At 62.0% G+C, this 13,778-nt stretch carries 15 protein-coding genes; 5 read left to right on the forward strand and 10 right to left on the reverse strand.

The features are described from left to right. Positions 1 to 165 precede the first annotated feature (165 nt). Entirely contained in the window at positions 166 to 366 is a 201-nt protein-coding gene (locus tag AC0L28_RS26460; protein WP_023800267.1) for a CsbD family protein, read from the reverse strand. Positions 367 to 573: 207 nt separating this feature from the next. Continuing rightward, positions 574 to 837 (reverse strand): hypothetical protein, encoded by a 264-nt coding sequence (locus tag AC0L28_RS26465; protein ID WP_473481169.1) that lies wholly within the window; start codon positions 835 to 837, stop codon positions 574 to 576. A 225-nt stretch (positions 838 to 1,062) separates the two neighbouring features. Here AC0L28_RS26465 and AC0L28_RS26470 point away from each other — a divergent pair, with 225 nt between their 5' ends. Further along, the gene (locus AC0L28_RS26470; RefSeq protein WP_023800269.1) at positions 1,063 to 1,347 is read left to right on the forward strand and encodes a DUF3606 domain-containing protein; all 285 of its coding nucleotides are present in this window, start codon (positions 1,063 to 1,065) and stop codon (positions 1,345 to 1,347) included. A gap of 37 nt (positions 1,348 to 1,384) precedes the next feature. On the opposite strand, the gene AC0L28_RS26475 is transcribed toward AC0L28_RS26470, so the two are convergent. The 5 genes from AC0L28_RS26475 to AC0L28_RS26495 form a co-directional block, all read right to left on the reverse strand. Beyond that, positions 1,385 to 2,305, reverse strand: coding sequence for a YihY/virulence factor BrkB family protein (locus tag AC0L28_RS26475; protein ID WP_023800270.1), 921 nt, complete (start codon positions 2,303 to 2,305; stop codon positions 1,385 to 1,387). Positions 2,306 to 2,470: 165 nt separating this feature from the next. Next, on the reverse strand, positions 2,471 to 3,205 hold the full coding sequence (locus tag AC0L28_RS26480) for a hypothetical protein (protein WP_473481170.1): 735 nt from the start codon (positions 3,203 to 3,205) through the stop codon (positions 2,471 to 2,473). A gap of 306 nt (positions 3,206 to 3,511) precedes the next feature. Then, positions 3,512 to 3,922 (reverse strand): TadE/TadG family type IV pilus assembly protein, encoded by a 411-nt coding sequence (locus AC0L28_RS26485; RefSeq protein ID WP_023800272.1) that lies wholly within the window; start codon positions 3,920 to 3,922, stop codon positions 3,512 to 3,514. Beyond that, a complete protein-coding gene (locus AC0L28_RS26490; protein ID WP_027155565.1) occupies positions 3,912 to 4,355 on the reverse strand; it encodes a TadE/TadG family type IV pilus assembly protein in 444 nt (147 codons plus the stop codon). Before AC0L28_RS26490 ends, AC0L28_RS26485 begins: the two co-directional genes overlap by 11 nt. A gap of 5 nt (positions 4,356 to 4,360) precedes the next feature. Beyond that, complete coding sequence (locus tag AC0L28_RS26495; protein ID WP_473481172.1) at positions 4,361 to 5,608, reverse strand: pilus assembly protein TadG-related protein; 1,248 nt, start codon at positions 5,606 to 5,608, stop codon at positions 4,361 to 4,363. A 197-nt stretch (positions 5,609 to 5,805) separates the two neighbouring features. On the opposite strand from AC0L28_RS26495, the gene AC0L28_RS26500 reads away from it, so the two are divergent. Further along, the gene (locus AC0L28_RS26500) at positions 5,806 to 7,122 is read left to right on the forward strand and encodes an NAD(P)H-dependent oxidoreductase (RefSeq protein WP_473481174.1); all 1,317 of its coding nucleotides are present in this window, start codon (positions 5,806 to 5,808) and stop codon (positions 7,120 to 7,122) included. A 276-nt stretch (positions 7,123 to 7,398) separates the two neighbouring features. Here the strand turns inward: AC0L28_RS26500 and proC are convergent, their stop codons facing one another. The 3 genes from proC to AC0L28_RS26515 form a co-directional block, all read right to left on the reverse strand. Beyond that, a complete protein-coding gene (proC, locus tag AC0L28_RS26505) occupies positions 7,399 to 8,214 on the reverse strand; it encodes a pyrroline-5-carboxylate reductase (RefSeq protein WP_128175886.1) in 816 nt (271 codons plus the stop codon). A 128-nt stretch (positions 8,215 to 8,342) separates the two neighbouring features. Further along, positions 8,343 to 9,662, reverse strand: coding sequence for an O-antigen ligase family protein (locus tag AC0L28_RS26510; RefSeq protein WP_473481176.1), 1,320 nt, complete (start codon positions 9,660 to 9,662; stop codon positions 8,343 to 8,345). Then, positions 9,631 to 10,629: a glycosyltransferase family 2 protein gene (locus tag AC0L28_RS26515; RefSeq protein WP_128175882.1), complete on the reverse strand. Its 999-nt coding sequence runs from the start codon at positions 10,627 to 10,629 to the stop codon at positions 9,631 to 9,633. Before AC0L28_RS26515 ends, AC0L28_RS26510 begins: the two co-directional genes overlap by 32 nt. A gap of 176 nt (positions 10,630 to 10,805) precedes the next feature. Between AC0L28_RS26515 and AC0L28_RS26520 the strand changes: the two genes are divergently transcribed. Genes AC0L28_RS26520 through AC0L28_RS26530 form a run of 3 tightly spaced genes read left to right on the forward strand, consistent with a single transcriptional unit; the run spans position 10,806 to position 13,713 of the window. Next, positions 10,806 to 11,978, forward strand: coding sequence for a glycosyltransferase (locus AC0L28_RS26520; protein WP_473481178.1), 1,173 nt, complete (start codon positions 10,806 to 10,808; stop codon positions 11,976 to 11,978). Further along, positions 11,975 to 12,793 (forward strand): WecB/TagA/CpsF family glycosyltransferase, encoded by an 819-nt coding sequence (locus AC0L28_RS26525; protein ID WP_473481180.1) that lies wholly within the window; start codon positions 11,975 to 11,977, stop codon positions 12,791 to 12,793. Before AC0L28_RS26520 ends, AC0L28_RS26525 begins: the two co-directional genes overlap by 4 nt. Next, entirely contained in the window at positions 12,790 to 13,713 is a 924-nt protein-coding gene (locus AC0L28_RS26530) for a DUF6492 family protein (protein ID WP_473481182.1), read from the forward strand. The genes AC0L28_RS26525 and AC0L28_RS26530 overlap by 4 nt, the downstream gene beginning before the upstream one ends. Positions 13,714 to 13,778 lie beyond the last annotated feature (65 nt).

Here is a 13,778-nt window from a genome sequence, read left to right on the forward strand (position 1 = left end):
CTGCAAAATCTGGGCAAAAGAGCCTGAACGGTTCCGATTCGATCCCACCCATCAAATGCCGGGACTAAACACCTAGGGTCTGCGCCGCGTCGCTCGCTCCTTGCTTCGCCCTAGCTAGGACGACGAAGGCGCGCCGATCGACGGCGCAGCCTGGATATTGAAGACTCAGGTGAGGCTTCTGGACCAGTCGTCTACCTGGCGCTCTGCCTCTTCCTTGGCGATTCCATACCGCTCCTGAATGCGTCCTGCGAGTTGGTCACGATTGCCCTCGATGCGATCAAGGTCATCGTCGGTAAGGTCGCCCCATTGCTCCTTGGCCTGGCCTTTGAACTGCATCCATTTTCCCTTGATTTGATCCCAGTTCATGAATTCCTCCTTTGTTGTCTAGAGGAAATGCAACTGGACACCACATGTTCCCAAACAGCGGATCGCCATGACGATTATTGCCGATGACGATTGTCATTGGCGACGCGGCAAACACGCCGCCGGCCGGAGCCAGCGGGGCGAATTGGAGCAGGACGGGAACGATCCGCGTCTTGAAATCACACTCGCCGGAAAGGTCCCTCAGCCGGATCAGCTGGCGCGCGCCAAGGCTATCGATATGACGTTGTCTGCATCCGCCCCCGGCAGATCGAACAGCATCGGAAGTTGGCGGGTCATGGCCATTTCAACGATCAACTCTTCGATGGAAGCTGTCGGCAGATCGGTCTTGAGACTATTCGAGATCATCGAGGCAAGCTTGTGGACTGGCACTGGTGCCGACTTCGCACGGTCGTCGAGCAACCTGCTGATTTCGATTACAACGTCTGCGTCAATGCTCTTTGGCAATTCGCGCATGGCTTTTCCTCCCTGCCCATATCATGCGCGTGCCTGAGGGCCGAGTCTCGAAAAATCGACGTATGGACTTAACCAGATACGTGCTTTGACCCGATTGCTTTGGCCGGGCGCTCGGGCCTGCGGCGAAAAAGCGAACTGCATTGGTGTCGGATGCGGCAACGAATTCGCCCGTTTTGCGTTGGCCAATCGTACATCGTGAGCAAACGTGACCAAAGGAGAGTAAGCATGACAGCCGACGCGGCGAAGCTCTATCCCCGCCACCGGGATCGGATCTCCGGCAGCGAAGCTTATATGGTAAGGCATTTTGCCCGACAGAACGGCATCACCCCAGCGCAAGTCCATCAGTTGATCAAGAGATATGGAAGCAACCGCGCCAGGCTGGTGGCTGCGGCGAAGGAGCTTCGCGCGTCGCTCCGACCGGATGTCCCCAAGGCCATGCTCGCCTCGGGGCGCCGCGCCGGGCGTCTCAGCGCCAGTGTTGATGCTGGAAATGGCTTAGGGACGCAGTGAGCGGACTGCGGAAAACAATCTAGCCGACGACTTCGTTTTAGACTTTTCGATCCTGGCCGCCGTCGCCGGCTTCTGTTTGCGATTTACTTGCTTCAATGGTCGCCTCCAGGTCGGACCGGCTGCCATATCGAACCGAGTAGGCTCGTGTAAATTCGGCGCCCAACAGAAAGATCTCGGACGAATAGAAGACCCACAGCAGCACGACGAGCAGTGCACCGGCTGCCCCGTATGACGAAGCGATGGCGCTGGTCCCGATATACCAGCCGATCAGTGACTTGCCGATCGTGAAGAGAAACGCCGTCGCTACGGCGCCGACGCCAACGTCGCGCCATTGCAGCGCGCGGTCGGGCAGTATCTTGTAGATTGCCGCAAACAACAGGGCGATCATGGCAAACGACACGATCCCGTTGATTGCGCTCAGGATGAGGGTGCCAAAGGGCAGATATGCGTTGATGATATCGCCAAGCGCCGAAATTGCAGCGCTTACGACGAGGGATACCAGCAGCAGAAAGCCAAGCGCCGCGACGAGACCCAGGCTGGCAGCGCGCGCCCGGACGAGCCGTGAAATCGATGTGCCAACCGGTTTGACTTTCCAGATCTCGTTCAGGGCAACCTGCATTTCGCCGAAGACGCCGGATGCGGCAACCAACAGCGTGACGAGCCCCAAAATGCTGGCAAGAGTTCCCGCCTCTTTTTGTGACGCGTTCTCGATTGTCGCTTGCAAAAGCTCGGCGCTCTGCGGACCCATCAGGCCCGCCAGCTGGGCCGAAAGCGCCAGTTGTGCGGCATCGTTTCCGAAGGCCATGCCTGCGATGGCGACAACGATGAGCAGGATCGGCGCAAGCGAGGTCGTGGCATAAAACGCCATCGCTGCGCCGTGGCTCAAGGCATTGTCATTGATGAAGCCGACAATGCTCTCCTTAAGGAGCGTCCAGCCCTCTTTCGCCACATCCCACATGTTTGCCTCGCCTGCTTCTCAAGCAAATAGAGGCAGTGCCGCGGCGGACCAGACCGTGGCAGGTCGCAAACCTCTATAGGATTGGGAGCTGGAGGTCGCTCGGCAGCGACCGCTCACAGTCCCTTTCAGGCTCAGTCGAAGAACCAAATCCTCTGTGCAGAGCAATCAGGTGACGGATCCCGGCTTGTTTGGCGCGACCTGCCCCGCGGCTCTTCTTGTGAGACCATCCTGCGTCGGGAAGGCCGCGAATGCCGCGATGGCCAGATAGACCGGAATCCCCAATTCGAGGATTTCCTCGAACACTGTCGAGGTATCGTTCCGGGCAAGATGGATGCCGAGAAATGTGAGATTTGACGGCGCCCCGTCGATGACCTTCGAAAGGACGGCGCAACCGATAGCGGCGGCAATGGCAACGGCAGTCGCCTCGCCGTGGCGAAGCCCGTGCACAAAGCTACGGAGGCCGTCTTTGAGGAGAAAATAGAAGGCAACGGCGAGGGCGATAACGACCGTCGCGCCGATCAGCTTTTCCAACAGCGGAACGTCAGGCGAAATGTAGAGGGTGGTCTTGGTGATGTTGTGGGTGGTGAAATGCGCATGGAAGTCCAGCTCGCGCAGGCACATCGCGATCGCGATGGCGACGAGATACCAGCGCTTGAGCAGCTCCCGATAGGACATTTCCCGCACAAGCGTCGCCACGACGATCAGGTAACCGGCGGCCGAGAAGACTTCGATGGGACCGCCCTCGCTGAGGTAGAACTTCCTGATATCTTCGGGAAGAAAGGCGAGCGGCAGGGCGATGAGAAAGACGAGCACCAGCAGCGCAAGGCCCATTTGAATGAAATAATGGTCCTTGCCGTAACCGGTCTTTCTTTCGCTCCATGCCATGTCTGTCTCGCCCATGTCTGTCGCACCGACTCTCTATTGATCGTGATTTCACTCAATTTGAAAGATTGGGCCTTTGTCAAGTTGCCGCTCCGCATGCCGCGCCCGAGGCCCGGCCGCTTGCCGGCGCTCTGACGGCATGACTGCGCAAGCGTGACGAGCCTGGTCCGGCCTAGCGCGGTGATGGCTGTCCTGTCCAGAAACGTGCCTTTGTAGCGACGACGACCCGTTCGCTCACGCCACCGATCGCCGCCATCGACCCTGCGGCGGTGTTAATCGATCGACACCCCACCGCCTGTTGCGTAGAGGCGCTGTTGGACGCTCTCACGATCCAACCAACGGAACTGTGACAGTTGTCGCATAATTGATCGGATATTGGTCGAAGTACGGGAACTCGATCACGAAAGCATATCTGGCCGTGAGATGCGCCATGCGGAAGCCGCCGCTGGGAGGGTCGATTGCTATCGTCACATCGACATCTTTCAATCCCAAACCCAGCAATTTTTCTGTGGCTATGGCCTCTATTTCGGCCTCGGTCAGCGAGTTCTTCAAATGCAGCGCACGTGAGGACGTTTCCAGCGTATAGCGAACGCTGGACATGGCATTCAGAGCCCAGCCGAATGCGAAGATACCGAACAAAAGCATTATCAGAAAAGGTGCGATCAGCGCGAATTCCAGCCCAGTCCCGCCTGATGCATCACGGCTGAACGCTCTCGCGATCCGCTTAGCGGACACGGATCACCTCTTGATGGCCGATCTCGCGAGAAAGAGAAAACGCGCCAAAAATGAAGGGCGGGGACCAGGTCGCCGTCGCTTTTATTTCCACGAAGACCGAGGGAGCTTTCGTCCCCCCGTTGCACAGGCTCGATGCATCGACCACGGTGCTTCCGCACATGTATTTCCGGCCCAGTGTAACCTGTGCGCCTTCGGGATGGTTTTCCCAACTTGAAAGGGCGACGGCTTGGGTGGCCGCGTCGTCGGTTGCTCCCTCCATCACAAGATTTGCCGCCGTCTTGACGCTTGCGCGCATCGACAGCGAGCTTGATACGAAAGACCAGCCGTCAATGATGCCGAAAAGCACCAGGCAAAGGATCGGCACAATCAGCGCAAACTCCACCGCAGCAACACCCGAATCGTTCCGGAAAATCCGACCTGACCGCCGTTCCATGACGATTACTCGACAAGGTGAACGGATTGCGCGGCTGGGATCTCTCGCATTCCGAGGCTCGTGCAGTCCTGCTTGATGCTTGTAGCGCCGGACCACTCGATCGTATCGGCGACGACCTGTGTGCAACCACCTTGGCCCGAGAAATTGCCGAGATATTTAACCGCCTGCGTTGGAAAATACAGAACACCGGTCAAAAGCGAATCCGCCGTGCCATTAAACGTGTTCGATCCCGCCAGGTTTGCTCTGTCGCCGTAAAACAGCACACCCGAATAGGTGCCTGACGTCGGTGCGCTAAGCTTGACGGTGGCCGTGCCGTTCATGCTGACGCCGGAGCTGCCGGCCAGATAGATGATGACTCCGTCGCCGGAAATATTTGCGTTCGCGCCTGCTTTGAAATCGCCCCCCTCAACGACATATACCCCAGGCGAGAGCGTTACACTGCCGCTCAAGCTGAGCCCCTTGCAGTATGTTCCAGGTTGCAAGGTCGACTGATTGTCGTTTTGACAGGGGTTCGTGGCTGGCGGCGCCGGCAAGTCGGCAAAAGGATCCGCAGCGGGCAGCGCCTGGGTAAGCGGGTTCGCGCAAACGGTTTTTACAACGTTGCTCAATGAAACACCGCCTGCCGATATCAGGCAATCGGCCTCCAGATATGCCGACCCTTGAAGCTTGAGGGCGTCCGCGGCGATTGAATCCGACATGACGGAGCAGCCGGTCAGCTTGAGGTTCGAACTGCCGGAAAAGAGCGCCGCTCTCGAAGCGGAAGGATTGAGCGCCAGAACGCAGGCTTTTGACGCGTCCGTGATAAGAGCCACGGCCCTTGCCTGTGCGCCGACCGCGCTTTGACTGAATATCGATGTGAAAAATCGATCGAGCGTCTGATGGACGATGACCTCGACCGCCTTTTTTGTGACATTCGGTCCGGACGATGGAGGCGTGAAGACCTCGATTGTGCCGGTCGATGGTCCCCAGCCGTTCGTGGTCGCTGATAGCGTCGCGGCCGAGACAATCGTTGGCTTGTCGGATCCCGAAACTTTTTCCAAAGCGCCAGCATAGGCTGCCGCATCCGCCACCGCCTGTAGCTTCAGGCTGCTATAATACCAATAGGAAGTCTCGACACCGAGGCCCGCTCCGCCGACAACAATCGGCAAAGACAGGGCAAAAATAATAGCAACGTTGCCGCTCTCGCTATTTCGTAGCGGACAGCTAAAAAAACGCCTGAAGGTACCGCCACCCCATCCCATTTGCCTATTCAAGCAGCGATGCATAAAGAAATGACTAAGAATTTCACTCGATTTGTTAGCTGCGCTCCTCGCCATCCGCCGACGCTGAACCAGCTTCTTCCAGTTCCCGGGGTCATGCGCAAGAAATTGCCGACGAGGGCCGGTTTCGTTGGCAAAAGGTCACCGTTCCCTGCTATTCCCCCTTAAAATCAAAAGCAGTGGACTTGCGCATGACCAATGTCGCCCTGACCGGGCTTGCCCGCGATCTCGCCAAGCGCGCCGCGGAAGGCCGTCCGGTGCGCATCGGCGTCATCGGCTCCGGCGAGATGGGCACCGACCTGGTGACGCAAGGCATGCTGATGCCGGGCATTTCGGTTTGCGCCGTCTCGACCCGGCGCCCGCACACGGCGCGGGGCGCCGTCCGCATCGCCTATGGCGACGAGACGATGGCACGGGAGGCTGATACGCCATCGAAGGTCAGTGAGGCGATCGAGAGCGGAAAAATCGCCATCACCTCGAACGAGATGCTGGTCACCAATCCGCTCATCGACGTCGTCATCGACGCCACCGGCAAGCCCGGCGTCGCCGCCGATTTCGACCTGATGGCGATGGAGCACGGCAAGCATCTGGTGATGATGAATGTCGAAGCCGACGTCACCATCGGCTGCTATCTGAAGCAGCAGGCCGACCGGCTCGGCGTCGTCTATTCGGTCGGCGCCGGCGACGAGCCGTCGAGCTGCATGGAACTGATCGAGTTCGCCTCTGCGCTCGGCTACACCATCGTCTCGGCCGGCAAGGGCAAGAACAACCCGCTCAACCATGACGCGGTTCCCGATGATTATCGCGCGGAAGCGCTGCGCCGCAATATGAACCCGCGCATGCTGGTCGAGTTCGTCGACGGCTCAAAGACCATGGTGGAGATGTGCGCCATCGCCAACGCCACCGGGCTGGTGCCCGACATCGCCGGCATGCATGGGCCCAAGGCCAACCGCGATGAATTGGCCAAGGTGCTCATCCCGCGCGCCGATGGCGGCATCCTGTCGAGAAAAGGCGTCGTCGACTACACCATCGGCAAGGGCGTGGCGCCCGGCGTCTTCGTCATCGTCGAGGCGACCCATCCGCGCATCATCGAGCGCATGGACGACCTGCATATCGGCCACGGGCCCTATTACAGCTTCTTCCGGCCCTATCATCTGACCTCGCTGGAAGTGCCGCTCACCGCCGCGCGCATCGCGCTCTATGGCAAGCCGGACATGGTGCCGCTGCCGAGGCCGGTTGCCGAGGTCTGCGCCGTGGCCAAGCGCGATCTGGCGGCGGGAGAGACATTCGACGCGATCGGCGAGACCTGCTACCGCTCCTGGACGATGACTGTCGAAGAGGCCCGCACCAACCGCGCCGTGCCGGTCGGCCTGCTCGAAGGCGGCAAGGTGCTGAGACCGGTCAGCAAGGGCGAGCTGCTGACATCAGCCAATGCCGCGCCCGACCCGACCACCAGGCTGTTCGCCTTGCGCCGGCTGCAGGACGAGATGCTGTACGGGGCGGGGTAGTGCGCAGATTTTGATGCCGGCGGGACAGCGCGCCCCTCTGTCCTGCCCTCTTTGCCAAAACTTGGGATCTCCCCCACTTGGGGGGAGATTGGCAGCTTCTGGCCGCCACTCACCACTGCGATGTTGGAGATAGGCGAAAGCCGGCGTGACGTCCGATCTCCCCCCAAGTGGGGGAGATGTCCGGCAGGACAGAGGGGGGCGCGAAGGATCGCTACGGAACGTTTGTTATTGCAACTGATCGTCGACCTTCGCCGCCGGCGACTCGCAAAGCCGCCGCTATTTTCCCAGTTCGATCGACCGCAGCCGTGCCGCCTCCACCGCTTCGGTGAGCAGGTGGATCAGCCGGTCCTCGCCCATCAGCACGGCAAGTGCGGCGGCCGTTGTGCCGTTGGGGCTGGTTACCTGCTGGCGCAGCACGCCCGGATCCTCGCCGCTTTCGGCGGCGAGCGAGGCGGCGCCATAGACCGTCTGCACGGCCAGCAGCCTGGCGGTTTTGGCTGGCAACCCGGCCGTCTCGGCAGCCACCGCCAGTGCTTCGATGAAATGGAAGACATAGGCCGGGCCAGACCCTGACACCGCCGTCACCGCGTCCATCAGGCCCTCGTCGTCGATATCTGTCACTTCGCCGCTCGCCGAGAGCAGATCGGCAACGAAACGTTTCGTATCGATGGAAACCAGCCGGTTGGAAAACACCACCATCATGCCCTTGCCGATCGCCGCCGGCGTGTTGGGCATGCAGCGCACGATCGGCGCGCGATCGCCCAGAATGGCCTCGAAAGTGGCGACCGGCGTTCCGGCGGCGATGCTGAGGAAGGCGGTGCGGCCATCATTGAAGCGCTTGTAGGCGGCGGTCACGTCGCGGATCACTTGCGGCTTCACCGCAATGACGGCGAGGGCCGGCACCGCGTCTGCCGGAATGCCGCCGGCATCCGAGGCAGCATTGCAACCCAGCGCTTCAGCGCGCTTGCGCAGATCGGCATTGGGCTCGACCACGAAGACCGCCGCCGGGGGGAGCTTGCCCGATTTCAGCCAGCCGGAGAGCATGGCGTAGCCCATATTGCCGCAGCCGGCGAGAACAAGCCTGATCGTCATGGAAAACCTCCGCAGAGCATTGGGCCCAAAAGTGGGTACCGGTTTTGGCAAAATCCGATGCTCAAACCAAAAGATGGCTTCCCATAGACGTTCGTGGCGGGGCGGGGAAGCCCTGTTGGGACGGAGGATCAGGACGGACCACGAACCGCCATCGGCCGCAGCGACACTTGCCTCAGGCCGAACATGCCGAACACGAAGAACAGCCAGACCGGGTCGGCGCGATGGAAGAAGAAGCTTTCGAGGAAGGCGTTCAGCGCGGTGAACAGCACCACCATCATGAAGAAGTCGCCGAGATAGACGTTCTCCTTGCGCAAGGGAATGCGCATGTAATCGCGCAACGGCGCAATCAGGAAGGTGTAGACCGCTACGCACAGCGCCGGGATGCCCATCAGCACCGCGATGTCGAGGTAGCCGTTATGGCCGTGCACGATGGTCCGGATGTCCCAGGCCCGGTCGAAAGGCTGGTCCTGGTTCAACAGCAGCGGCGTGCCCCAGAAGCTCTCGAAGCCATAGCCGGTCCACGGCCGCTTCGCCAGCATCTCGCCGGCGAACTCCCAAAGAGTCGTGCGCCCGGTGTAGGTCAGGTCGGAGAAATAGAGTGCCGCCAGATGCTTCACCGGCGGCAGGAAGACGATGCCCAGCGTGCCGATCGCTGCGGCGATGATGGCCAGCGCGAACAGGATCGGCGTGCCAAGCCGCATGCCGATCAGGCTTGGCAGCACGACGATCAGGATCGAAAACGGCACCAGTCCGGCCGTCGTCTTGGAACCGGTGTGCAACATGAAGATCATCGCTGCGCAAAAGATCGATGCGCCCCAGAGCCGCTGTCCGCGCCGGTAGAGGTACAGCCCGGCGAAGCTGAAGCAGGCCATGACGGGCCCGGCGATGTTCTTGTGGGTGAACACGCCGCGCCACAGGCCGGCATGTTCCGGCTCCAGCGACGCGGCGGTGTGCAGCGCCTCGTTTGGAAAGACGATGAGCCCGATATAGGACAGGCCCATGACGACGACGATGGTGAAGATGATGACTTTCGAGAAAGCTTCGGCGTCGCGCGGCAGCGCCAGGATCGTCACCATCGTCAAAATGCCGATCAGCGTGAAGAAGGCGGCGCGCATGGCAGACGGCGGATCGGTTGCCATCACCACCGAGAACATCAGGAAAGCCAGCATCAGCAGCCAGGACGGGCTGAGCAGCGAGCGCACCACGCGCGGGTCGGCAAAAGCCATGAGCGAGAAGACCGAGATCGCGCCAAGCGAGCCGAAGCCGAGCTGGTTGACGATGTCGCCGCCATCGCCGGTCGTTGCGGCGCCGGCCGGCTGGAACGGACGGAACGACACCAGGATGACGGTGAACAGCAGCGCGGCGACCGCGGTCGCGACACCGTCGCGTGTGAAGGCCGCGCTGAGCGGCGCGCGTTCAGTTCTTCTCAGGCTGCCGGTATTGCTCATTGGCGTATCCGAATTCGGCAAGCACGCGGCCGACAGCGACATGGATTGGGTATAAGGCCGTCGCCAACGACCCCGTCCGCGCCAGCCTGGCCGCGCCGCGAAACGGCGAGACGGCAAGCAGCGCCAGGCTCTTCAAGAAAACCCTGGTGCCGGCGAACGGCGTGCCGGCCCGCTTCTTCTTCTCGACCAGTGTCGAGATGACGCCGTTGCGCAGGCTGCGGGCACGGATCCAGTCGGCCTCGATGCGCCGGGCCGGAACTGTTTCATGCACTTGCGCTTCGGCGCACCAGCCAAGCACAAAACCTGTTTGTGCCGCCCGGCTCAGGAAATCGGAATCGCCGCCGCCCATGAAGTTGAATTTCAAGTCGAGGAAGGGCGGCCCCATGGCGGTGAGCACGTTGCGGCCGACCAGCAAATTGCCGGAGGAATACAGCGCGGGCACCCGCCCGGTCTGCCGATAAGGTGGCGCAAAGACCGGGTGCTCGGCCCAACTGGCATGGGCCGCGTCGGCAAACACAGGCATTTGCGGGCCGCCGACAATGTCGGCACCGAGCGTCTCGGCCGCCTGGCACATGCGCTCGAGCCACTGCGGATCGGCGATCTCGTCGTCGTCGATGACCAGCAGGTGGCTGAAGTCAGGAAAGTGCAGGATAGCCGTCTGCCAGCCGGCATTGTAGGCGCTGCAATTGCCGCGCTCATGCGCGACGATCACCATGCCCGGAATGTCGCCGCGCTCGAACAGCGGCAGTGCCGCCTTGGCGCCGGCGCGCGCCTCGGCTTCGTTCTCGATGACGATGATTGCGAAACGTCTGCCGGTTTCCTGGGCCTTGAGCGATGCCAGCGTCGCCAGCAGTTGCTCGGGCCGTTTGAAGGTCGGCAGCGTAACGACCGCCTCGACGGCAGCGGCGACAAGTCCCGGCGACCGCCCTGCGATCGATACCGAACCGTCCGATGGCAAAGGGATCATCCGTGTCCAGCCCGGGATTGGTGAGTTCGGCTCTCGATAGCATCCGTGATGATAACGTTTCGTTTATCACCTTCGTGGACCAGCCCGCAAATCGGCAACGCCGGGCCACCAAATATCTTCACTTAATCAAGGCTTCACCCGCGCTTTGTTAGCTGTATCCGCTTAGGATAGGTGAGATGCATCTGCTGTTCGCCACATCGATCGTGCCCGACGGGGCTCTTGCCTCGGGCTACGAGATCGCCAATGCCGCGATCATCGCCGCGTTGCGGCGCGCCGGCGCGCGGGTCACGGTGATCGGCTTCACCTGGCCGGGCAAGCCTGCGAGCGATCCGCAGAACACCATCGTGCTCGGCGCCGTCGATGTGCGCACCGAAACCGCCTCATCGCTGCAAAAGCTCGCCTGGGTTGCAAGGGCGATGCTCTCCGGCCTCACTTTCGCGTCGGTCAAGCTGCGCGTGGTCAACGACAGCGAGGTCCGCGCCGCCGTCGAACGCACCGGCCCTTTCGACGGCTACGTCTTGAATTCCGTGCAGTTCGCCGGCGCCTTCGAAAGGCTTTTCGGCGACCGGCCGTCGATCTTCGTCGCCCACAATGTCGAGCATCGTTCGGCGCGTGAGAACGCCGCTGCCGCCGGCGGCCTTTTCCAGCGCCTGCTGTTTCGCCGTGAGGCAAGGCTGCTCAAGACTGTGGAAGAACGGCTCTGCCGCCGGGCACGCTTCGTCTTCACGCTGGCCGAGGAAGATCGCTCAGCGCTCGGCGTCGCCTCCGACGACCGCTCGGCGGTGCTGCCGCTGGTGACCTGCGCCGAGCCGCCGGTGCAAAAAACCCCGCGCCGCATCGACTGCGACGCGGCGCTGATCGGCACCTGGACCTGGCAGCCGAACCGCATCGGCCTCGACTGGTTCCTGGAAAAGGTGGTGCCGCATCTCAGGCCCGATTTCCGGGTCAGGATTGCCGGCGGCATACCGTCGGGCCTCGCGTCCGCGCATCCCGGCGTCGAATTCGTCGGCCGCGTGCCGGACGCGCAGGCGTTCGTGCGCAGCGCCGCCGTCATCCCGCTGATCAGCACCTCCGGCAGCGGCGTGCAGCTCAAGACCATCGAAACCTTCGAACTCGGCCTGCCCTCCGTCGCCACCAGCCATTCGCTGCGCGGCATCGACCATCGCCCGGTCAATTGCGTGGTGACCGATGATCCGGTCGCCTTCGCCGGTGCCCTTGAAGCAGCAGTGGCCGATGTCGGGGACGTCGACGGCAGCGCTTTCCACCGCCGGCAGCTGAAGGCGCTCGATGCCGCAATCAGGCTCGGCCTGGACAAGCTCGGGCCCGTCGGCCAGGAGATGTTTGCATGAATATGCACAACGCCCGCGCCGTTTTCGGGGCCGACAGCTTGAAATCGATCCTGGGCATCCCGGTCCTTGCCATCCGCTGGGACGATGCGGTCGCGCTGCTGGCCCGGTTGATTGCAGAGCGGCGCTTCACCAAGGTCACCTTTCTCAACGCGCACAACGCCAATGTCGCTTATACGGACCCGGTCGTTGCCGAGGCGCTCGACGATTTTCTCATCCTGCCGGACGGCGTCGGCGTCGATCTGGCGGCGAAACTGCTTTATGGGGCGTCGTTTCCGGACAATCTCAACGGCACCGATTTCATCCCCGCCTTCCTGCAGGCGTCCGCCAGGCCGATGACCGTGGGGCTGCTCGGCGCGACCCAGGTCAACGCCGCGGCGGCGTCGAAGAAGCTGGCAGCGCTCGCGTTGCAGCACCGGTTCGTGGTCATCCATGACGGTTATTTCTCTCCCGCCGAGGAGCCGGCAATCGTCGGTCGCATCGCCAGATTGCGGCCGGACGTGCTGCTTGTCGCCATGGGCGTGCCACGCCAGGAATTATGGATCGCGCGTCACATCGACGCGCGCCACTGCACGCTGCCGGTCGCCGTCGGCGCGCTGCTCGATTTCCTGAGCGGCACGGTGCCGCGGGCGCCGCTGTGGATGCGCCGGCTCAGGCTCGAATGGCTGTTTCGGTTGTGGATCGAACCGGGCCGTCTCTGGCGCCGCTATGTGGTCGGCAATCCCCTGTTCCTGTGGCGCGTCATCGGCCAGAAATTCTTGCGCAGGCCCGCTCCTGCCAAAACTCGCCCCAGAGCAGGCCCCGGAGCAGATCATTGAACAACCGGTTCGTGCCTCGCCCTGATCCCGAGGCTGATTTCCTTCCCCGGGCGCCGACGGCGGCGGTCGTGACGGCAAGCTATGCGCCGGATTTGGAGCGCTGCCGCCTGCTGTGCGACACAATCGACCGCTACGTTTCCGGCGTGGCGCACCACTATATTCTTGTCGAGCATCGTGACGTGGCGCTGTTTCGTCAGTTGGAGAACAATCGCCGCACCATCGTCGACGAGCGGGACCTGTTGCCGCGCTGGCTGCATGCCTTCGACGATCCGCTCAGCCTGTTACGCCGACGCATCTGGCTCAGCCTGAAGACCAAGCCGCTGCGCGGCTGGCATGTGCAGCAGCTTCGCCGCATCGCGATATCGGCGCATGCCGGCGAAGACGTGCTGGTCTTCTGCGATTCCGACGTGGCGTTCCTAAAACCTTTCGACTGCAGCGCCTTCTGGCGCGATGGCAAGGTGCGGCTGTTCCGCCGCGACGGCGTGCTGTCTGGTGACGGTCATGAGGAGCATCGCATCTGGTCGCGCAATGCCGGTTCGGCGCTTGGCATCGAGCCATCGGAGGTTTCGACCCACGACTACATTTCGACGCTGATTGCCTGGCGCCGCGAAACCGTGACGGCGCTGTGCGCGCGGATCGAGACGATCCATGGCCGCAACTGGGTCGAAGTCGTCGGTGCGGCGCGCAAATTCTCCGAATGCATGATCTACGGCCGCTATGTCGACGACGTGCTCGCCGGCGCCGGCCATTTCCATGGCTCGGAGGAGTTCTGCCGCGTCCACTGGACGGGCGAGGCGCTGTCGGATGACGAGTTCCGCCGTTTCGTCGCCGCCATGGCGCCGCAACAGGTGGCCATCGGCATGCAGTCGTTCATCGGCACCGACGTCGGCCGCATCCGCCGCCTGATCGGACTGGATTAGTGTTAGGGTAAAAGCGCGATCACCTCGACCCGCTTCTGCATGACAATGCCGGGACCGAACCTCCA

It is taken from the genome of Mesorhizobium sp. WSM4847, assembly GCF_055811335.1.